General features: G+C 38.6%; 15 protein-coding genes. 12 read left to right on the top strand and 3 right to left on the bottom strand.

Annotated features, from left to right (window positions below):
• Positions 1-37: 37 nt before the first annotated feature.
• Genes HNP77_RS01835 through HNP77_RS01790 form a run of 10 tightly spaced genes read left to right on the top strand, consistent with a single transcriptional unit; the run spans position 38 to position 14,378 of the window.
• A complete protein-coding gene (locus HNP77_RS01835) occupies positions 38-544 on the top strand; it encodes a chemotaxis protein CheW (RefSeq protein ID WP_184651456.1) in 507 nt (168 codons plus the stop codon).
• Entirely contained in the window at positions 531-923 is a 393-nt protein-coding gene (locus tag HNP77_RS01830; RefSeq protein ID WP_184651455.1) for a hypothetical protein, read from the top strand. Before HNP77_RS01835 ends, HNP77_RS01830 begins: the two co-directional genes overlap by 14 nt.
• The gene (gene cheB, locus HNP77_RS01825) at positions 920-1,984 is read left to right on the top strand and encodes a chemotaxis-specific protein-glutamate methyltransferase CheB (RefSeq protein WP_184651454.1); all 1,065 of its coding nucleotides are present in this window, start codon (positions 920-922) and stop codon (positions 1,982-1,984) included. The genes HNP77_RS01830 and cheB overlap by 4 nt, the downstream gene beginning before the upstream one ends.
• Positions 1,981-3,273 (top strand): CheR family methyltransferase, encoded by a 1,293-nt coding sequence (locus tag HNP77_RS01820; RefSeq protein ID WP_184651453.1) that lies wholly within the window; start codon positions 1,981-1,983, stop codon positions 3,271-3,273. Before cheB ends, HNP77_RS01820 begins: the two co-directional genes overlap by 4 nt.
• A 15-nt stretch (positions 3,274-3,288) precedes the next feature.
• The gene (locus tag HNP77_RS01815; RefSeq protein WP_184651452.1) at positions 3,289-5,370 is read left to right on the top strand and encodes a hybrid sensor histidine kinase/response regulator; all 2,082 of its coding nucleotides are present in this window, start codon (positions 3,289-3,291) and stop codon (positions 5,368-5,370) included.
• Positions 5,360-7,249, top strand: coding sequence for an adenylate/guanylate cyclase domain-containing protein (locus HNP77_RS12470; RefSeq protein WP_184651451.1), 1,890 nt, complete (start codon positions 5,360-5,362; stop codon positions 7,247-7,249). The genes HNP77_RS01815 and HNP77_RS12470 overlap by 11 nt, the downstream gene beginning before the upstream one ends.
• A 9-nt stretch (positions 7,250-7,258) precedes the next feature.
• On the top strand, positions 7,259-9,043 hold the full coding sequence (locus HNP77_RS01805) for a methyl-accepting chemotaxis protein (protein ID WP_184651450.1): 1,785 nt from the start codon (positions 7,259-7,261) through the stop codon (positions 9,041-9,043).
• Positions 9,040-10,902: a methyl-accepting chemotaxis protein gene (locus tag HNP77_RS01800; protein WP_184651449.1), complete on the top strand. Its 1,863-nt coding sequence runs from the start codon at positions 9,040-9,042 to the stop codon at positions 10,900-10,902. The genes HNP77_RS01805 and HNP77_RS01800 overlap by 4 nt, the downstream gene beginning before the upstream one ends.
• Positions 10,899-12,632 carry a methyl-accepting chemotaxis protein gene (locus tag HNP77_RS01795; RefSeq protein ID WP_184651448.1) on the top strand — a complete coding sequence of 578 codons (1,734 nt, stop codon included), beginning with the start codon at positions 10,899-10,901 and terminating at the stop codon, positions 12,630-12,632. The genes HNP77_RS01800 and HNP77_RS01795 overlap by 4 nt, the downstream gene beginning before the upstream one ends.
• 9 nt (positions 12,633-12,641) lie before the next feature.
• Positions 12,642-14,378, top strand: a complete 1,737-nt coding sequence (locus HNP77_RS01790; RefSeq protein ID WP_184651447.1) for a methyl-accepting chemotaxis protein — start codon at positions 12,642-12,644, stop codon at positions 14,376-14,378.
• Here the strand turns inward: HNP77_RS01790 and HNP77_RS01785 are convergent, their stop codons facing one another.
• Positions 14,379-15,281, bottom strand: coding sequence for a M28 family peptidase (locus HNP77_RS01785; protein ID WP_184651446.1), 903 nt, complete (start codon positions 15,279-15,281; stop codon positions 14,379-14,381).
• A 54-nt stretch (positions 15,282-15,335) separates the two neighbouring features.
• Positions 15,336-15,599 (bottom strand): RNA recognition motif domain-containing protein, encoded by a 264-nt coding sequence (locus HNP77_RS01780; RefSeq protein WP_184651445.1) that lies wholly within the window; start codon positions 15,597-15,599, stop codon positions 15,336-15,338.
• 140 nt (positions 15,600-15,739) lie between these two features.
• Here HNP77_RS01780 and add point away from each other — a divergent pair, with 140 nt between their 5' ends.
• Positions 15,740-16,795, top strand: a complete 1,056-nt coding sequence (gene add, locus HNP77_RS01775) for an adenosine deaminase (protein ID WP_184651444.1) — start codon at positions 15,740-15,742, stop codon at positions 16,793-16,795.
• Positions 16,796-16,964: 169 nt separating this feature from the next.
• Here the strand turns inward: add and HNP77_RS01770 are convergent, their stop codons facing one another.
• A complete protein-coding gene (locus tag HNP77_RS01770) occupies positions 16,965-19,370 on the bottom strand; it encodes a glycoside hydrolase family 2 protein (protein WP_184651443.1) in 2,406 nt (801 codons plus the stop codon).
• A gap of 161 nt (positions 19,371-19,531) precedes the next feature.
• On the opposite strand from HNP77_RS01770, the gene HNP77_RS01765 reads away from it, so the two are divergent.
• Positions 19,532-21,031 carry a glycine hydroxymethyltransferase gene (locus HNP77_RS01765; protein ID WP_184651442.1) on the top strand — a complete coding sequence of 500 codons (1,500 nt, stop codon included), beginning with the start codon at positions 19,532-19,534 and terminating at the stop codon, positions 21,029-21,031.
• Positions 21,032-21,092 lie beyond the last annotated feature (61 nt).

Raw genomic sequence — 21,092 nt, 5'->3', positions numbered from 1 at the left:
AATTTCAGTTTTTTGAGTGTATAATTTTATTAGTATTATGGATGAAGACATACTCAAAACTATTGAAGAAAATGACACTGTCTCTCAGGAAGAAAACACTGCAGACGAAAAACACAGAACCTGGCTCATTTTTGATGCAGGCAACAGAACTTACGCTGCAGATGCGACCAAAGTAAGGGAAATTCTCCGTAACGATGAAATTTTTCCCGTTCCGTTTGTTCCTAAATACATAAAGGGAGTCATCAACTACTACGGAAGACCATATGCGGCAGTTGACTTTTCCCTGTTCCAGAATGATGAACAGCAGAATTCCAAATTATTCCTTATACTGAACGATGAAAATGACGTTGCGATTCAAATCAGTGACGTCAGGGAATTCCAGACTCTGAAGGAAGACTATCTTCAAACTATAGCCAGAACGGCAGAATCTGCATATTTTTCTAATGCCATTGATTACGATGACGGTATTCAGCATCTTGCAGTTCCCGTACTGAATTTTGAATCAATTACGGCAAGGATCAGACAGGATTTTGAAAACGAATGATTGGTTTGCGGTATTTCCGTTTGGAAAAACAGATGTCCTTATTCCTCATGATTCAGTGGCAGACTTTTCCTGTTCGGATATAAGTTCACCACCAGGGCAGATTCCCGGATATTGCATCGACGAAATATTTTCAGAAACACCCCCCTCCCCGGACAGCCAAAAACGTAACTCAATCCTCATCAGGCAGAAAAAAACTTTTTTCATTACCAGCATGTCAAATCCGGAAATACAGCATGAAGAAATAAAAAACTTTCATTTTCCCCCAAAACTTTTAAGGGACTTTTTTTATAAAAAAGGAATTGCGGCACTGGGCTTTGATAAGGAAAAACTGAAAATACTGATTGATCCTGAAAAAATTACAGCGGAGGCTGTACAATGATAAAAGTTCTTCTTGCAGATGACTCTGGAATTGTCCGGGCAATACTCAAGCAGCTGATGAATGACGATGAGCGCTTCATAGTGTGCGCAACAGCTGAAAACGGACAGAGGGCAGTAGAACTTAATGCAGTTTTTAAGCCTGACCTGATAATAATGGACATAAACATGCCTGTCATGGACGGAATCACTGCAACAAAAAAAATTCTTTCACAATCATCACCTGCAGTAATTGCCTTTACCACCGAGGATTCTGCCGACATCGGATTTAAATGCCTTGAAGCAGGAGCCCTGGATGTTGTAAAGAAACCTGACCTTGCAGAAATGAATCAGTCCGTCATATCGTCTTTTCTTGACCAGTTTTATTTTATAGCAGAAAAAAACAAGTTTAACATTCAGAAACCAAGAAAAAAATCCCTGCTTACTCACATAGAGCAGAATGCAGAAAGTTACGGATTAACGGATTTTAAAAGTCTTTCCACCTCAAAACAATACGAAGCTGTTGTCGTAGGCTCTTCCACAGGCGGACCTGCCGCACTTCTGGAACTTCTTACAGGATTCGGAAGCAGCTTTCCCCTGCCTGTACTTATTACCCAGCACATAGACACGCTGTTTGACGTACATCTTGTAAAATGGCTTAAAAAGAATTCCGGTCAGAACATAAAGCTGGCAGAAAACGGAGAAATTCCCCGTCCGGGAACTTTTTACCTTGCCCCTGCTGACCGGCATCTTACGGTAACAGGAAACTATGAAAGCCAGAAAATCATTACAATAACAGATGACTCTCCGGTTCATTACCTTAAACCTGCTGTAGATAAACTTTTCTCATCAGCCGCAGAAGCATACAGGGACAGGCTGATTGCAGTCATACTTACGGGAATGGGAAGAGACGGTGCCGAAGGATGCAGAAAAGCCTTTGATAACGGAGCCCTGACTATTGCCCAGGACGAAAAAACCTGCACGGTATTCGGAATGCCTCAGGCTGCAATAAAGGAAGGCGGCATAAAGCAGATACTTTCCCTTGAAGAAATTGCGCCATTCATAAGGAGAAAAATCAGCCTATGAACTTTACACGTCAGATTCTTTCCATCATAAAAGAACACTCAGGAATAAATACAGGTTCAGCCCACACTGCATTTGTTGAAAGCTATGCAAAAAAACGACTTGCAGAACTTTCTGTCAGCGAAACGGATTACCTCTACATGCTCAGGCAGAATCCGGCAGAATTAAGAATGCTGATAAACAATGCAACAATAAATGAAACCTATTTTTTCAGGGAAGAAGATCAGTTCGCTTTTCTTGCAAAAAAACTCTACAGCATGGAAAAAAATACTCAGGTAAAAATCTGGAGTGCCGCATGCTCTACAGGACAGGAACCGGTTTCAATATATGCGCTTTGCAAAAGTCTGGGAATAAATGCAAAAATATATGCCTCAGACATAGACACGTCAGCCCTTGAAAAATTCAAATCGGGAGTTTTCCCGTTAAATTCCTTCAGAAATGACGGAGCAAAATACAAAAAACTCCTCGAACCGCTGGGAAACTACACTCCGGACGGTTTTTCCATAAAAAAAGAGCACCTCAAGCAGATTGAAATTTTTACCAACAATCTTGCAAAAACTGAGGAACACCGGTTTACAGCAGAATATTTTGACATAATTTTTATACGCAACGTATTCATCTATTTTACGCCAGAACTCCGCCATGAAATACTTAAGAACATGACCTCCATGCTGAAGCCGGACGGACTTCTCTTCATTTCCGTCAATGAAATTCCATCAGTAAGCATCAGGGGAAAACTTACCGAACAGCTGGAAAAGGAACACGAAGACCGGGTCTACTATTTCAGGAAACTGGAAAAAAAAGCAGAGCCTGAACTGCTGAAAAAAGAATTTAAACCTGACCAAAGTTCAGCAAAACAGGAATTACAGCAGAAATGGCTTATAAACGCAAAAATTGAGTCCTATTCAAGAGATTTTTTTGAAAGCCTTAATTCCGGCAGGCATGAAGAAACTCAGGAACTTCTGGACAACTGGCCTTTCGGACTGACAGCAAGGGAACTTCTGTTTTATTTTAAGGGACTTCTCCTCAGGAACAAAAACAGCCTTCAGCTGGCACGGGATAATTTTTACAAAGCAGCCATTCTTAATCCTGAATTCTGGCCGGCACTGTTTCAGACCGCCCTTCTTGCTAAGGCAGAGGGACATACGGCAGAAGCCTCCGGACTTTTTAAAAACTGTGCAAAGGTTCTTAAAAAATATGTAGAAGCGAATAATTTATGTTATAATCAAATAATAGAAGATTTTACGCCGGAATATATACTGGAACTTTGCCGGAATATGCAGGACGGGTAAATACTCGGAGTAATAATGGCATTCAGCAGGGAAAACTTTATACAGACATATATAGATGAGTCTCAGGAATATATAAATGCCTTTACGGATGAAATCATCCGGCTGAAAGATAATCCCGGCAGTCAGGACATCGTTACGGAGATTTTAAGAAACCTGCATACCCTCAAAGGTTCATCAAGAATGATGGATTTTACCAGTATTGAAACCCTTGTGCATGGTCTGGAAGACATATTTAAAGGCGTAAGGGAAAACGTATTTGAGTTTACGGACAGACTTCTGCAGCTTTCTTTTGTCACTACAGACCAGATAAAAAAACTTCTTGAAAAGATAAAAACTTCCTCCACCGATGAAGAAAACATAAAACCGTTTACAGACGCACTGAACAGAGCCTCAAAAGGACTGTTCTTTGACATAGAAAACCTTAATGCCATAAGCAAGAACTCTTATACCACCTTTGCAGATTACGAAACCGCAGATGAAAATACCGATATAGAAAACCTGACTTCCGTCAGGATTCCCATTGCAAGAATAAATTCGATCATACGTTCCTTTGATGACCTTCTCATAAGGCAGTTCAGGTTCAAGCATCAGCTGGAACACTTCGAGCAGAAACTTTCAGACGCAGGCAACGGCATTCTGCCTAAACAGCTGAAAGAAGACCTGCTCCTTACGGAAAACTCAATTTTTGAAACACAGCATGCCCTTCTTAACCTGCGCATGCTTCCCCTCAGCATTATTCTTGAACCGCTGAAGCTTTCTTTTGAAACCGAGGCAGCCAGAGCCTCAAAAAACATAATCTTCGACATACCCCAGACAAATTTCTCAATGGATAAAATCATTCTTGAAAAATTAAAGGAAATCCTCCTCCACCTCATGAGGAACAGTCTGGATCATGGAATTGAAACGGAAAAGGAACGTATTGCCGCAGGAAAAAGTCCCAACGGAAAAATATACATATATACAACTCAGATCTCAAACCACATAATAATAACAGTGGGAGATGACGGAAAAGGCATTCAGTATAAAAGCATAAAAGAAAAGGCCCTTTTACTTTATCCTCAGCAAAAAAACGAAATAAATGCCATGTCAGAAAAACAGCTGCAGCAGTATCTTTTTCTTCCGGGCTTTACGACAAAAGATTCTTCAACAGAAATGTCAGGCAGAGGCATGGGCCTTGATATCGTAAGAAGCAACATGGAACGCATCAAGGGAAAGATTCAGATTTTTTCTGAAGAAAATAAAGGAACCCAGTTCAAGCTTACGATTCCCCTTTCTCTTGCAACCCAGCAGGGACTTTTTGTTCAGAGCGGTTCCATGAAGTTCATGATTCCTTCCCATTACATTCATGAGATTGCAGACGGAGAAAACCTGAACTTCATCATCAGCCAGGGACAGAACTATGTCTGCGTTCATAATCAGTTTATTCCAATTTACCATCTGTCTTCCCTGCTTGGAACGGAAAAATCCAAAACGGATAATGCAATCATAGTCCTCGAATATCTTGATACGCAGATTGCTGTTGCAGTGCGCTCTATCGAACAGTATGAAAATGTTGTAGTTACGGCACTTCCGCAGATAATGAGGAACATGAATTCCCTGCAGGGGGTTGTTTATGATGAAAACTATTCCATCATTCCAATCCTTAATATTCCGAACATAATGCAGAGAATGAAGGGACTTCTGGCCTACGACATGAAGAAATTCAATGTCAGAAATAAAAAGAAAACCCAGACCATCCTTATTGCAGATGATTCAAGCACAACCCGTCAGATTGAACAGACTATATTTGAAACTGACGGTTTTACCGTAAAAACTGCAGGAGACGGAATTGAAGCTCTGGAAATAATGAAAACCTACAACATTGATATTTTTATAATCGACATCAACATGCCGCGAATGGACGGCAATACCTTACTGAATAATATACGCAGGTCAGCAGAATATCATTCAACACCAGTCGTAGTTGTATCCGGAGCCTATGACAAACAGGCTGAAGAAAATTTCATTCAGGCAGGAGCCCAGGCGTTTATCGTAAAGTCACAGTTTGAACGGGGAATGCTTTTGAGAACCGTAAAGGAGCTTTTAGGTGAAAACTAAAATTCTTGTTGCATTTAATTCAAAAACCATGCTTTCCCTCATCTGTGACTGCCTTGACGAAGCAGGATTTGAAGTTCTGAAGGCAGACAACGGAATTGACGCCCTCAATATTCTCTGCGAAGAAAATCCTGTCTGCGTACTTACTTACATGGAACTTCCACAGATTTCGGGATTCAGTTTTGCCCGCATCATTAAGAATACTCCATATCTCAAAAACACAGGTATAATACTCTGCTCTACGGAAGACGGCAGCGTCTATCAGTTCTGGGGAGATAATTCTAAAAGTGACGGATTTTTCATTCCCCGTTCCGACAACATCCATGAATTACTGGGACTTGTAAATAAAGTAACGGAACAGTATGAACAGATAAGAAAAGAAGAAACAGAACCAGTACACAGTAAAATTTCTCCGGATGATATTCTTGATATCGTTACAAAGGCTTATGATAAAGAACTTTTTGAACTGTTTGTAATTAAGAATGCATTCCAGGCCAGCTGCTCCGTTCTTAACTTAAAACAGATTCTTGAAAAAATGGCTCAGACCCTTTCGGGAATCTACAACTATGATTCTCTGGCAATCATACTTAATACAGATCCTATAATGGAATACTATGATTATCCCAGCAACATGTCCAAAGAAGACCTGGACGACTTTAAGAAAGTATGTCACAGCGATTTTGAGGAAAGAATCTATACGAGAAAAAAATTCAACTGGAAAACAAATCTCATTCAGGAAGAAATTATCGAAGTTGAGGAAAACAGCAGGAATACAAAAATTGAAAGCTATGAATGTTTTCCTCTTGATTCAAACAAAATTTATCCGGCAACAATTCATATAGGCTCATTTAAAAGCGGTGCTTTTACCCCCAGACTTGAGCAGCGGCTGGATTTCTTTACGACAATTTATTCAATGATAATTGAAAAGGCCATCTGGTTTCAGAATGCAACAAATGCTGAAGAAAAAATGCGCAAAGCATTCAGCAGATTCATTCCGTCAAAAATCATAGATGACATCATCTCAACAAATGAATCCGAGCAGACATCCATTGAAGAAAAAAGACAGGTAGCAATTCTTATTGCAGACATCAGAAACTTTACCAGCATAAGCGAAAAAAACAAGCCGGAAGAAGTAGTAAAATTCCTTAACTATTATTTTTCGAAAATGGGCCTTATCATAAAAAAACACGGCGGAACAATTGATAAATTCATGGGTGATGCAATTATGGCTCTTTTTGGTGCTCCGGAAAGTTACCGGTTCAATGCAAGCAGAGCCGCAAATGCAGCTGTAGAAATGATTAATGAAATCGAAAAAATTGATACGGGCAACCTCATTCTTCCGAAGGATTACAAGTTTACGGTAGGAATCGGAATTCATTACGGTGATTCAATTGTAGGAGCTATAGGCAGCGAAGAAAAAAAAGAATACACAGTTATTGGAGATTCTGTTAATCTTGCATCAAGAATCGAAAGCCTGACAAAAATATACGGCTCAAAAATAATCGTAACGGAAAATGTAAAGCGGGACATTGACAGCCGCTTAAAAAACAGATACCCGGTTAATGAAAAAAAGGACACCGACTTTAATTTTATAATGCGCCACCTGGACAATGTAAAAGTAAAGGGAAAATCCGTTGCGACAAAAATTTATGATATCATAGAAGACGTAAATCTATATACAGATGAATTTCTTGAAAACTATGCAAAAGGACTTCATCTTTATTTTGACAGAAACTTTCAGACTGCTGCAAATTATTTTTCCAAAGCTCTGGAAATCTGCAGTACTGACAGGGCAGCCCGGCTGATGCTTAGAAGATGCGATGAATTTTCAGTAAACGTACCGGAAAACTGGGACGGAAGTTTTTCGCTGTCAATAAAATAGGATGTGCTGATGACTGAAAATACACTGAATACATTTACAGCAAAAATTACACCCTCTACTTTTACCCACGACATGTACATGAAGGGAATAATTCCAAATATTTTTTTAAGCCTGATAATTTTTCTGTATATATTTTATATTTCAGGACTGCTTGATTCAGGTTTTTCACAGCAGGATTTTAAAGACTTTATTCTAATTTCAACAATAGTTGTTTTTGGTGCGCAGTTCATCGTCGGTCCCTTTACAAATTACTTTGTAACAAAAGACGTTTCTTTGAGAATATTCAACTTTTACACAAAAAAAACAAATGCCGTTCAAAGAACTGATCTTCTCAAAAGCATAATAGCAATTCCTCATAAGGCATGTTTTGTAACTGTAGTTACTTTTATTTTTGCCTTTACAGGAGAACTGATTGCACTGCTGGGAAGATTCAGCATAAGTTCTTCAATAATAACCTTCATATGTGTCTCTGGAATTCAGTGTATTTTTACCGCAGCAATTTACTCGATGAATTATGCCGGCACCATATGTTCTCAAAAGGCTGCTGATATTTCTAAAAAAGGACTTGATGAAAAACAGATTCTTCACGATAAGTTTTACGGTCCGAGACTTACCGTACGGGTTACGATGACACTGATCGGCTGCTGTCACTCGGCAACACTGACACAGACAGTTTATTTTGTTCTTGCAATGGCTGATAATGAACTTACAGGTCAGATGTTCTTTAAAATGGGTCTCGTACTTCTTGTAAACAGCATAATCTGCATTACCACAGGATTCTTTACGATTAAAAGAATTTCAAACGCTTTTAAAATGATAAACAGCCTGCTTGAAAACTTTACCCGCGAACCTTTAGACAAATCAATTACCCTTCCTGTGGATCTTAACAATGAGATTTCTTACAACTTTTTCTTAATAAACAGAATCATAAACTTTATTTCTGAAATTTCAAAAGACACGACAAAATACAGCAAGGAACTGACTGCAAGTATTTCAAATCTTTCCGTAATATCTGAAAAAAATGCGGAGGCATCCGTATCGCAGTCAGATTATATAAAAGAATCACTTGATTACATGAACAATGCAAATTACATTCTTAACCAGATTGCAGAAAAAATTACCAGCGTAAGATTCAATGCAGAAAAAACAAAGAAAACTGTAGCAGACGGTTTTCAGATTTTAAAGGCAACCATTAATAAAATGGCGGAAATTTCAGATGCCAACCTTGATACAATTACAGGAATAAAAAAACTCAGTGAGAAAATAGAAAACGTATGGAGCAGCATTAACACTATTGAAACAATTGCAGAAAAAACAAGAATAATCGCTTTTAATGCCGAGCTTGAAGCTTCCTATGCAGGCGAGAACGGAGAAAAATTCCACATTGTTGCAAATGAAATACGCAGGCTCGCATCAACAATCACAGACTCCATTAAAGAAATAAAAGAAAGAATACTTGCAATGCAGCACTCTTCCGACAACCTTATAATTACTTCAGAAGCCGGCACTCAAAAAGTACGGGAAGGTTCAGACATTTACATAAATCTTGTTGAAGAGCAGTTTAATGAAGTAAAAATGTCTTCCGACATCACGGCAGAAGCAGCATTGAAAATTCAAAACACAACAGAAGTACAGAACAATCTCTTTAATGAAATAACTGTTTCCTTAAAGGAAATAACTTCAGGCTTCAGCAGTCTTTCTGAATCTGCAACGCAGCTATACGAAATCTCACATAAAATCAGCCGCAGTTCTGACATTCTTACTTCCATCAACAACAGGGAGAATGTGCAATGAAACTAAAAAAATACCTTTTTACAAAAAATGAAAATCCCGAAAGAAAAAATTCAAGACAGTTCACGATAATAAATTTTATCGTGTTCATATCTATATTTTTATACAGCAATTATTTTTTTGATATTCCAGCTGAATATCTGGTACCAACCTTCGTATGGCAGTTCATACTTTCAGCAATATTTTTAATCCTCATAATGCCGACTTTCAATAATTTGATTTCATTCACTCTTGCCCGCAGGATCAATTTCTGGAAAAACCACAAGGCAACCCCTCACCAGAAAGAATTGATCATACGGAAACTGAAAATGTATCCGTCCCGCAAAGGCTTTGAGACTTCAGTCCTGTATCATGGATTTCAAATTGCAGCTTCACTGATTTATTACCTGTTCTATCATATAGATATAAGAATAATTACAATAAACTATCTTCTTCAGCTGAACATAATTTATATCGGGGTCATGACAACCTTCAGTTATGCAGAACTGGAATGCAGAAAAAACATTGCAGCAATAATGAACGAACTTCAGGGAACCAGATATTATGAAAGAGTAAGTGAACCGGTTAATTCCCTTATGTCGCTTTTCTTTTTATATATTTTACTTCCTGTTGTATTCTTTTCCGCCTCAACCTTCGGAATTGTCATCATCAGCAAAACCTTTGTCACCATTCATCCTCTTACAGGAACAATATCAACACTGGAACTTTCTCTGAAAGAACTTTCGGGTAATTTTACATTCGGACTTCTTCCTAAGGATTTTTCATCTTCAAGAATGATTACGGCAGGAATAATAAATTCAGTAATCATAATACTTCATGTTCTGCTTTACATAAAAAAAATTGCATATTACATATTCCGCATGGGAAAGGCCCTTACTGCAATAAGTATAGGAAACATAACAAAAGTAAAGCTTTTCCCTGTTGATCTTAACACTGAGATTTCTCATACGATGTATCTCCTGAATAAAATCATAATGATCTTCAGAGACATTCAGAACAAAACGGAATCTGCAAACAATGAGATAATAGAATCCGGTGCAAACCTGAATGAAATATCCGCTGAGACAAAAGAAACCGTTGCAATGCAGAACATGTCCCTTTCAGAAATAACTGAAACAATCCAGAAAACTACAGAAGTTTCTGCTGACGTTAAACAGAAACTGAGTGAAGTAATAAATGTTGCAAAAAAGACGCTCAGCAACGCACAGAAAAACTTTTCTGACTTTTCAGAGAACTTTTCAAAAATTGAAGAAATTACTGATACAAACCAGATGACAATAACTGAAATTGAACAGCTGTCTTCAAAAATACTGAGCATTCATGACATCATAACAATGATTGACTCTCTGGCTGAACAGACAAAAATCATTGCATTTAACGCAGAGCTGGTAGCAAACAGCCTTAATCATGACAATGTAAACCTCCATAATGTTTCTGAAGAGATACGCCAGCTTGCAGAAACAACTATCGAACTTACAGGAAAGGCAAAAGAGAAGATACAGGAAATCCAGACTTCCAGCGAGGAACTTATAGTCTCCGGAGAAAGCTGCATGAATAAAATTCAGGAAGGAAATTCACTTTCTGCAGAACTGATAAACCACTTTGCAATAATAAGGGACTCTGCATCAAAGAGCGTAAAAGATACTCAGACAATCATGAATTCCCTGAACAATCAGGAACAGTATTTTAATTTAATAAGCAGTTCCATCAACCTGACCAGTGAAAGAGTAAATGAATTCAGCGAGACATCAAAAATAATTGCTTCAACAATTGAACAGCTTCAGAAAAGTTCATCAGATATTACGAACATGAGTTTTAACATCAATAAAAAGAGCATTGACCAGCAAGGAGAAAACATATGAGTTTCAGAAAGCGCATAATAGTAAAGAGTTTTTTACCGGATGCCCTGTCCTCCATTTTTATTTTCATGTATACCTCCATTACCCTTCAAATATCGAAGCAATATGTTTTTAAAACAGGAATAATGCTCTTTGCCATTTTCTGCATTCTTCAGTTTACAGTTGCACTTTTTACAGACAGTCTCGTATACAAAGGAATTTCCGAACGCATCCATTTCTTTGAAACCAAAGAAACGACTGTAGAGGAAAGAACTGAACTTCTGGAAGAACTTCATCACCTGCCTTTCATTACGGCGGTAATGACATTTACTTACTTCATAATCGGTGCAATTATCGTTGCAATCTTTTTTTCAATCAAATTTCAATTTCATTCAAACATACTTATTTTAATCCTCATGCAGTTTTCCTTTGCATCCTTCATGGCTTCACTTTTCGGAGACAATTACTGCCGTAAAATCTGCAATGAATATGCAGAAAAAATAGTTACTGCAGGAGTTGATAAAGACTATGTTGAAGAAAAAAACTTTTTCGGAAATTCCCTGCTTACAGAAATAATTCTTTTTGTCATTCTGCCATTGATTTTTACAACAATAATATCCTGTGCAATTCTCATAGCCGGATATTCTCCAATTCACGAATCTGTATTCTGGGAGAGCAAGGATATTCAGATAAACAGAATGCTGTGGACATGCATCATGAATATAATAATCGAATGCGCCCTTATAGTTTTCTTTTACGTCAAGATTTACAGAGTAAACGTAAAAATGAATCAGACGCTTAAAACGATTCTTACTACCGATATTGACAGAATTAAACTTCTTGAATGTGACCTTTCCAATGAACAGTCCTATTCAAACTATGTAATCAACCAGCTCATCGCCCACTTTAAAAACATTCTTACGAGGACAACTGAGATTGGTGACAACATAAACAACATCGGTAATTCACTTACAAAAATTTCTAACGAAACGGAAACTACGTCTGTCGAGCAGTCTACCGGAACAAAGGAAATAGTTGCTACAATGGTCGATCTTACCCAGCTTTCTCACGATATTGAAGATCAGATTCAGGAAGTATCAGACTTTGCACAGGAAACTTTTGACAAAGTAACGGGAGGCTCAGTACTCCTTAACCAGAATCTTGATAAAATCGGACAGATAGCCTCATCAAACGAAGAAACAATTTTTGGAATTAAAGACCTGAACTCAAAAATTAACCGAATCTGGGAAATTACAAACATGATTAACTCCATTGCTGACCAGACAAAAATCATTGCATTCAATGCTGAACTTGAAGCTACGAATGTAAAAAATGAGAACAGGAATTTTAAGAACGTATCTTCCGAAATACGCCGTCTTGCAAATTCTACAATGGACAGTACAAAAGAAATCAAAGACAAGATTAATGTAATTCAGGCCTCATCAAATGAACTTATTAAGGCTTCTCAAAGTTCAACAAAACTTATAAAGCAGGGAACAAACCTTGCAACCTTCCTTGGCGAAACCTTCTCCAACATAAAAAAATCTGCACAGCAGAATGCACTTTCTTCATCAGAAATCAAATATCTTATTAATCAGCAGAATACTTCATTTGATCAGATTGTTAAGACACTCCAGCAGATAAACCTTAGCATCCAGGACTTCTCCGTTTCGACTAAAAACATTATAGATACGACTTCCGGCCTGCAGATGAATGCAGAGATTCTTAAATCGCTTACATCAAGCAAGGAATAAAATATGAACATGAAAAATAAAAAAAAGCAGACTTTTACCCGGGAAATATTTTTTGCACAGGTTAAAAATGACTATTACTCAAGTCTCTTTACATTCTTCTACTCAACGATGTTCGTCTTTCTGACAATCGAACAGCTTATTCCTGCTGCCATCATAACCTTCATCGCTCTCGGGATTTTTATCTTCGGTATACTTCAGATACTGAACAGAAAACTTACACGGAGCGTTTCAGAACGCCTTGAAATTTTCAAAAGCGGTGCACTGGTAAATCAGGAAGATCTTACGAATCTTTTTAAAGATGTAATGAACATTCCTAAACAAATCTTCTCACTGCAAAGTTTTCTGTATACAATTGCTATTTTTCTTCTAAGCCTTTTCTATCATTACTTTCCATCAATAAATCTTGACTGGCGCTCTACCCTTCTTTCTTATCTTGCATGTTTCTTCGGAATATACATCTGTGCAACAGGATCACTGCGCTGTACTGAAAAAATATGTAACCGATATGCAGAAGAAATCGTAGAAAAAGGCATTAATCCAGATATAATAAACACAAAGAAAAACTTTGGAACAAGTCTCTCTGTAAAAGTCATCATCGAAATCATAGTTCCTGTAATTATAACAAACGTCCTGTCCTTTTTTGTCCTTCTTCAGGGATACAAACCGATAAACTACAGGCATTTTTCTCCCTACATGCAGATTTTCAGGATAATCACCATTGCTTCCGCAAGTCTTTTCATAACGATTAATGTATGCTTTAACTTTTACAAAACCATAAAAAATGAACTCAACAAACTGAAAGTTTCTGTAAAAGAAATTCTCAAAGATTCAAAATCAGAAAAATACACCCGGACATCACTGGCAAACGAAATGGACTGCAACGTCTACATCATGAACCAGATTCTCAGAAAATTCCGCTATCTTGTCGTAAAAGCATCTCAGGTAGGAAAAAACGTACTTGATACGACAAACCAGCTGTCCATAATTTCTACAACCCTGTCAAAAAATTCTCTTGAACAGAGTACAGACGTAAAGGAAATCCTCAGCACCATGGAAGATTCAAACTCCCTGTCAAAAAACATTGCAAACAGAATCCTGAATGTTTCCGAAGGTGCTGAAAATACAAAAAAAGAAATTGAATCAAGTCTTGAACTGCTCAAGCAGAACGTCCTTCAGTTTGAACAGATTAATGTTTCTAATGAATCCATTATCAGCGGAATAAAAAACCTCTGCAGTCAGATAGAAAACATAGGTGACGTGGTAACGCTTATCAATAATATTGCGGACCAGACCCGTATAATTGCCTTTAACGCAGAACTTGAGGCTGTAAGTGCCGGAAATGAAGGAAAAAATTTCCATATAGTTGCAACAGAAATCAGAAGACTGGCTACTTCAACAATGAATTCCATTCAGGAAATCCAGCAGTTCATCCAGAGCATTCAGGAAGCCTCTAGAAAACTTATTGATTCTTCACAAAATGAAACATCCCTGATTAAAGAAGAAACGGAGCTGTCACATCAGCTGGAATCTCATTTTGATACGATTAAAGATACATCGGCCCTTACCTTCATTAAAGCCAACAACATCTCTGAAATCGTTGACCAGCAGACTTCCTCGTTCAGTCAGATAGTAATAACCCTCAAGCAGATAAGTTCAGGCATAGAAAGCTTTACCGTATCAACTAAAACAATAAGTGATACTGCACAAAAGATGAAGGAACTTTCTTCCGTACTGGACAGACTCTGATCAGACAGGAACCTTTAATGCTGCCAGCCCTGCAAGAATTGCCGACATGACGCCAAAACTGTCTCTTGTAAGGGATGCGGCATTATCTTTCTGAGTATGAAACAGCCTCCATGTAAGGGGAATTCTTTCCTTATACGCATACTCCGGAACATGAGACTCCATGCGTTCTTTCTTACTGGACTCCCGGTTTAAAACAGCATTTTCCAGATCATGGTTCACAGAAAGCTCCCTTGCATAAAGGGAGGCTTCATCTGCAGGAAGCATCGTAATGGCAACGGCAGGAATTCCGCAGGCAATGAAAGAGGCATTATCACTGTAAGGAACCGGAAGACTCATCCATCCCTGAGGACATACTGAACGCAATAAATCCTGAGTCCTGTTAAAAAGATCAGTAAAACTTTTCTTAAAAGAAGCCGGAGCCTTTTCGTTTATTAAAGTACGGGATAAAACAGGTACGGAACCGCGACCGCAGGCATCAAATACATAGACATCATCATTTTTTATACCAAGCCTGCTGAAGGTCTTTGCAATACCAAATGCTCCCTGTTCACTTACACCGGTATTCCAGCCAAGTTCTTCTCCGTCCGTAAAGAAAATCCTGACATTATGAAATCCCGGATAATCCTTTAAAGTCACAGCCCAGTTCATAAGCTGAAAATCTGCAGCACTGTTATCATTGGCACCCGGGCTGCCTGAAACCCTGTCATAATGGGCAATTACAGTCTTAATCTTAAACTGAGGATTATAGGCAGAACTTCCATACTGAACGAGTATGTGATTCTTTCCGTCAATAGCACATACGGCACTTTCAACGCCGAATTTCTTCAGATAATCACGGATAAACTGCATGCGGTTGCAGTCAGGAGAAATGTATTCTAAAAATTCTTCCGGCAAAAAACTCATATAAAAAGTATAAGTCTCAGTGCCATAAAATGCAAATGTGAAAAAAAATACAGCTTAAAAAGACCTGCGTTTTTTCTCTTCTGCAACGCTTACACGAATTTTTCTTCCGTCAAACTCTTTTCCGTTCATTGCAGCGATGGCACGGTCTGCATCTTCATCATTTTCAAATTCAACAAAACCAAAGCCTTTTGACTGATTAGTATCCCTGTCCTTAATGAGAACGGCAGAATTCACCTGACCGAATTTTGAAAAAGCCGCATTAAGAGATTCTTCAGTTGTAATAAAATTAAGATTACCTGCATAAACTTTCTTAGCCATAAAACATTCTCCATACTAAAAACTATTAAAAACTCAAAAAACTCATTCCCGCAGCTTTCTGAACAGCATTATTTTAATATCTTTCCGAATATTTTTCAAATGACTGTTATTTATCCACCATTTATGTTATAATAAATAGCATGAGAAAGACAGAATTTTATAGTTTGCTTACTGCACTTCCAAAAGCTGAACTTCACATACATGAAGAAGCAGTATTAAGCCGCAGTACTATAAAAACCGTTTACAAGCGCAGTTTCAATAAAGAAATGACAGCAGCAGAGTATGACGAGCTTTTTGCATACGATGATCTGGCTGGTTTTCTCGATTCATTCATAAAGATACAAAAATATTTTACTAATATAAACGACCTTGAACTTCTTTTTAACGATTTTTCTGAGTATCTTGAAAAAAACAATATTGTATACTGTGAAACCTTCATAAGTCCGACTTCCCACCTGAAAAAAGGATGGGATTTTTCACAAATGATGGAACTTATCTGCAGAAGCCTTAACAAAATAAAAAAAGAACATGGCAGAACCGTAAAGCTGATAATCGACGTAAGCCGTACCTTTGGAACGGAAAACGCAATGAATAACCTGGATCTTGTTCTGAAAGAAAACTGTCCAGAAATAATCGGTATCGGACTGGGAGGTAATGAGGTTTCAGGCCCTGCAAAAGACTTCAAGGATGTATTTGAAAAAGCAAGGAAAGCAGGACTTCATGTTGTAGCCCATGCCGGAGAAGTCTGCGACAGTCAGTCAATAAAAGATGCACTTAATATTCTTAAAGCTGAACGTATCGGACATGGAATAACAGCTGTTAATGATGAAGATTTTATAAAAGAACTGGTACAGAATCAAACCTGTCTTGAAATCTGTCCTACAAGCAACGTATTTACAAATACAATAGTAAAATCTTTTAAGGAACATCCTGTAAAGAAACTCTTCGATGAAGGAGTAAACGTTACGATAAACACGGATGATCCAACCTTCTTTAAGGTTTCCCTTATCGATGAATACTGGAACATTTATAAAGAACTGGGATTTACCCTGCAGGAACTAAAGACTTTAATAAAAAACAGTTTCAAGAATTCATTTATTTCTGATTCTGCAAAGAAAAAATACTGCAATGAAGTTGAAAAAGCCTGGAACCAATGGTTTGACGAACATCCTGAGTGTCAGAAGGAACTTTCATAAAAATTACTTAAATGTGCCTTTGTTTTATACGTCGAGTCAAGGCACGCTAACGCTTAAAGCCTTGACTTCGCCGTTTTGAGGGTTTGTACTACCCCCTCAATAAAAAAGCCCGGTAAGACAGTTTCAAAACCGTTTTACCGGGCTTTTTTCAGTTTTCCACGGGATAATACTATATTTTCTTTACTTTTACGGTAAAGTTCATGTAAGTCTCATTACCCTGCCAGTCTGTAACAACAAGCTGTGCTTTACCTGCACGTCCAAGAGTTTTTACATACGTACCTGCCATTCCTCCTTTAAGGGAAACAACAGAAGGACCTATAATTGCTATCGGTCCCTTTACGGAAAGCGAGACAGCTTCCTGACAATATGGCTGAAGATTAAAATGCTCATCCTTAGCACGGATATTTACACAAACAGCATCATAGGTTTCTTCTTCCAGAAGCTCCGTCCTGCGGGTACTAAGTTCAATTCCGGTTTTCTTTCCGGGAGTCTTTATGACAGTCTTTACAATTTTTCCGTCTTTATAAGCTTCAAATTTATGAGATGACTGAGAACCGCCCCAGCTTCCCATATACTTCCAGTAAAACTTTTCAAGTTTCTTAAAAGTAACAGCCCGGCACAGAAGAAGTTTTACAAACTTGAGCTTGTACTTAAACGGTATTTTTTCCATTCCATATTTCTGGGCAGCACGAAGAAGTTCCTTTATTGCCTCAGAATGAGATGGTTTAACTCCGTCTTCATCAACAAGACGGTTTCCGATTACATCAAACAGAGGTATCGGTCCCTTTTTAAGGTTCTTATACGGACTGTCAGCTGAAGTGTACTCACGTATAAATGTATTGCCGGTATAAAGCTTAACACTGTCTGCATTGGTAAGAATCCAGATTCCGTCAATTGTTCCGCCCGGATATTCCCCGATATCCATGGAACTTGTTATCTCAAGAATGTCTCCGGTTACGCTGTTATCCTGCTGAATACCGTAAACATAAGCTGCAAGTTTCGGATTACGGAACATATCCATAACACCGTGATAACAGATTCTGTCTCCGCTTCCAAAATCCTTATGGGTATTGTAATCAAAAGCGCACCATCCTGAAGAACCGGCTATTTCATCGTCTCCTGCAACAGAATCAAGTACATTTGCATGACGGATGGCATGTTCCGTACGATGACGCTCATCATCAAAAGTTTTTGTAGGATACATGTGACCGTTATATTCACTGATAAGATAACCCTTCTTTGTGTCAGTAACATTCTTCTTTAAGCGGGTACCCCTGTTGTTTCCTTCATGAACAAAATCATTGAAAGTATAGACATCTTCAAGAAGATGACTGTGCTGAAGGAAGCGGACTCCGCCTGTAGGACGGGTAGAATCCAGTTTATGGGCAAGTTCATTTGTTCTTGTATACAGGGCATCATTATCCTGGCTTTCATTAATCCTTACACCCCACATAAAAATGCTTGGATGATTTCTATATTCAAGAATCATTTCCCTTACATTTTCTACAGCCTGATCCTGCCATTTTTCGCCGCCTATATGCTGCCAGCCTGGAATTTCTGTAAACACAAGAAGTCCAAGTTCATCACAGCGGTCAATGAAAGCATGACTCTGTGGATAATGGGAAGTCCTTACATAATTAAGGCCAAGCTCATATTTAAGGATATCCGCATCATCTGTCTGCATGTTTTTAGGCATTGCATAACCTACATACGGATAGCTCTGATGGCGGTTAAGTCCGCGGAGCTTAATCTTCTTATTATTGAGGTAAAATCCAGTTTCATCAAAACGAATGTCCCTGAAACCAAACCTGACAGTCTTTGTATCTACAGCCTTTCCCTTTTCATTTTTAAGCACTGTAACAAGATTATACAGGGCAGGATTTTCAAGCGTCCATGCAACAACAGGAGAAGCATCACAGGCCGTAAGGATTTTCTTTGCAGCAGCAGTTGTAATGCAGGCACTCGGTTCTCCCCCTAAAGAAGCTGCGCTGACTACTTTCTGTTCAACCGTATAACCTTCAGGAACATCACCGCCTTCGAGCGTTATCTCTGATTCAAGATGATTTGATGAAGTCTTTACAAATACATCCTGAATATAAACAGGATTCTTAATATCAAGATAAACGTCACGGTATATACCGCCATAAGTCATATAATCAATTACATAGCCAAAAGGAGGAATGTCCAGAGATTCACGGCTGTCTACTTTTATTGCAAGAATATTGGCCTTTCCTGCCGGTGCAAGATGATCAGACAGGTCTACACTGAAAGCTGTATAACCACACTTATGCTCAGCAAGTTTTTCTCCGTTAAGATAAACTTCCGCCATATGAGCTGCAGCGCCAACTGTAAGAATAATTCTCTTACCTGCCCATTCTGTTTCAGTTTTAAAAGATTTCCTGTACAAACTGATTTTCTGATAAATAGATTCATCAAAAGAATTAAAAGGAGTTTCCGTTACAGAGTGAGGAATGCGTACAGATTCCCATTTTCCCTTAAATTTAGGAGAAAGCATTTTTTCATTAAATTCATCACTGAATTCCCAGTCATTGTTTAAATAAATTCTGTTCTTCATAGCTTTACATTCTACACAATCATTTCCATTTTTACCATAGAAAATAAAAAAACTTTAAGATATTCGTCCGAAAAATTTACACCTTTACCCCGGGGCTTAGAGATTGAAAGTTTAGCCTGAGTAAATTACAATATCAGCAATTTTATTTAAGGGGAGTTTGTATGTCCACACCACTTGAAAACTATTTGAAAGAAGCAGGATCTTCTTTGAATGCAGCCATGACTGCTTATGTCGCTAACCTTCAGACCGTAAGCCAGGTTGCTCCGGAGATTGCCGCAGATGTTGTAAACGAACTGGAAAACCAGCGTTCACACCTTAAGCTTGTTGCCTCAGAAAACTATTGTTCTTTAAGCACACAGCTTGCAATGGGAAACCTGCTTACTGACAAATATGCAGAAGGATTTCCGGAACACAGATACTACGGCGGATGCGTTAACATTGACGCAGTAGAAAACACGGCAGCCCGTGAAGCAGAAAAACTTTTTGGTGCAGACTATGCCTACGTTCAGCCTCACTCAGGGGCAGATGCAAACCTTGTTGCATACTGGGCAATTCTTTCTAAAACTGTAGAAATGCCGACTCTTGAAGAGCTGGGAGTAAAATCCCTTGCAGAACTTTCAGGAGAACAGTTTGACATGCTCAGAAAAAGATTCGGAAACCAGCGCCTTATGGGTCTTGATTATTCCTGCGGCGGACATCTTACTCACGGATATAAAATGAATGTCAGTGCACGTATGTTCGAAAGTCATCCTTACGGGGTTGATGAAAAGACCGGACTTCTTGACTACGATGCAATTGAAAAGCAGGCAATGGAAGTAAAACCTCTGATTCTTCTTACAGGTTTCTCAGCATACCCTAGAAAAATTAACTTCAAAAGATTCCGCCAGATTGCAGACAAATGCGGTGCAGTCCTTATGGTAGATATGGCACACTTTGCCGGACTTGTTGCAGGAAAAGTATTTACAGGTGAATACAATCCTGTTGAATGGGCAGACGTTGTAACTTCTACTACACATAAAACACTTCGCGGTCCACGCGGAGCCCTCATTCTCTGCAAAAAAGAATTCACTGATTATGTAAACAAAGGCTGTCCTATGGTTCTTGGAGGACCGCTTGGTCATGTAATGGCAGCTAAAGCCGTTGCACTCAAAGAAGCTAACACACAGGCTTACCGTGACTATGCATCTAACGTCGTAAAAAATGCACAGGCACTTGCAAAATCCTGCATGGACAAAGGAATGATTCTCCAGACAGGCGGAACAGAAAATCACCTTATGCTCATAGACGTTACCACATACGGACTTACAGGAAAACAGGCAGAAGCAGCCCTCTTCAAGTGCGGTGTAACTGCAAATGCAAATGCTCTTCCTTATGACAAAAACGGCGCATGGTGGACAAGCGGAATCCGTATCGGAACACCAGGTCTTACAACCCTGGGAATGAACGAAAAGGATATGGAAGAAGTTGCTTCAATCATTGACCTTGTACTTAAAGGAACAAAACCAGGCCTTACAAAAGAAGGCAAACCTGCAAAGGGAAAGATTGAACTTGACCCGGCTGTGGAAGCTGATGCTAAAAAGCGCGTACAATCCCTTCTCAGCAAGCATGTTCTTTATCCGGAACTTGACCTTCAGTTCCTTAAAAAAGAATTTGTAAAATAAACAAAATTAACGGATTTCTGAAATCTAAAAACTTCAGAAATCCGTTTTTTTTTGAAGCTGA

This window comes from Treponema rectale (assembly GCF_014202035.1).
In the GTDB taxonomy this organism is placed as follows: domain Bacteria; phylum Spirochaetota; class Spirochaetia; order Treponematales; family Treponemataceae; genus Treponema_D; species Treponema_D rectale.
Note: the sequence above shows the minus strand (reverse complement) of the source record. Positions and strands in the feature narration are given on the sequence as shown.

What these genes read in the sequence shown, in the direction of transcription:
- add (WP_184651444.1), top strand. Translation starts at nt 15,740, where the DNA reads ATGAGAAAGACAGAATTTTATAGTTTGCTTACTGCACTTCCAAAAGCT.
- HNP77_RS01765 (WP_184651442.1), top strand. Translation starts at nt 19,532, where the DNA reads ATGTCCACACCACTTGAAAACTATTTGAAAGAAGCAGGATCTTCTTTG.
- HNP77_RS01780 (WP_184651445.1), bottom strand. Translation starts at nt 15,599, where the DNA reads ATGGCTAAGAAAGTTTATGCAGGTAATCTTAATTTTATTACAACTGAA.
- HNP77_RS01835 (WP_184651456.1), top strand. Translation starts at nt 38, where the DNA reads ATGGATGAAGACATACTCAAAACTATTGAAGAAAATGACACTGTCTCT.
- HNP77_RS01800 (WP_184651449.1), top strand. Translation starts at nt 9,040, where the DNA reads ATGAAACTAAAAAAATACCTTTTTACAAAAAATGAAAATCCCGAAAGA.
- HNP77_RS01815 (WP_184651452.1), top strand. Translation starts at nt 3,289, where the DNA reads ATGGCATTCAGCAGGGAAAACTTTATACAGACATATATAGATGAGTCT.
- cheB (WP_184651454.1), top strand. Translation starts at nt 920, where the DNA reads ATGATAAAAGTTCTTCTTGCAGATGACTCTGGAATTGTCCGGGCAATA.
- HNP77_RS01770 (WP_184651443.1), bottom strand. Translation starts at nt 19,370, where the DNA reads ATGAAGAACAGAATTTATTTAAACAATGACTGGGAATTCAGTGATGAA.
- HNP77_RS01795 (WP_184651448.1), top strand. Translation starts at nt 10,899, where the DNA reads ATGAGTTTCAGAAAGCGCATAATAGTAAAGAGTTTTTTACCGGATGCC.
- HNP77_RS01820 (WP_184651453.1), top strand. Translation starts at nt 1,981, where the DNA reads ATGAACTTTACACGTCAGATTCTTTCCATCATAAAAGAACACTCAGGA.
- HNP77_RS01805 (WP_184651450.1), top strand. Translation starts at nt 7,259, where the DNA reads ATGACTGAAAATACACTGAATACATTTACAGCAAAAATTACACCCTCT.
- HNP77_RS01790 (WP_184651447.1), top strand. Translation starts at nt 12,642, where the DNA reads ATGAAAAATAAAAAAAAGCAGACTTTTACCCGGGAAATATTTTTTGCA.
- HNP77_RS01785 (WP_184651446.1), bottom strand. Translation starts at nt 15,281, where the DNA reads ATGAGTTTTTTGCCGGAAGAATTTTTAGAATACATTTCTCCTGACTGC.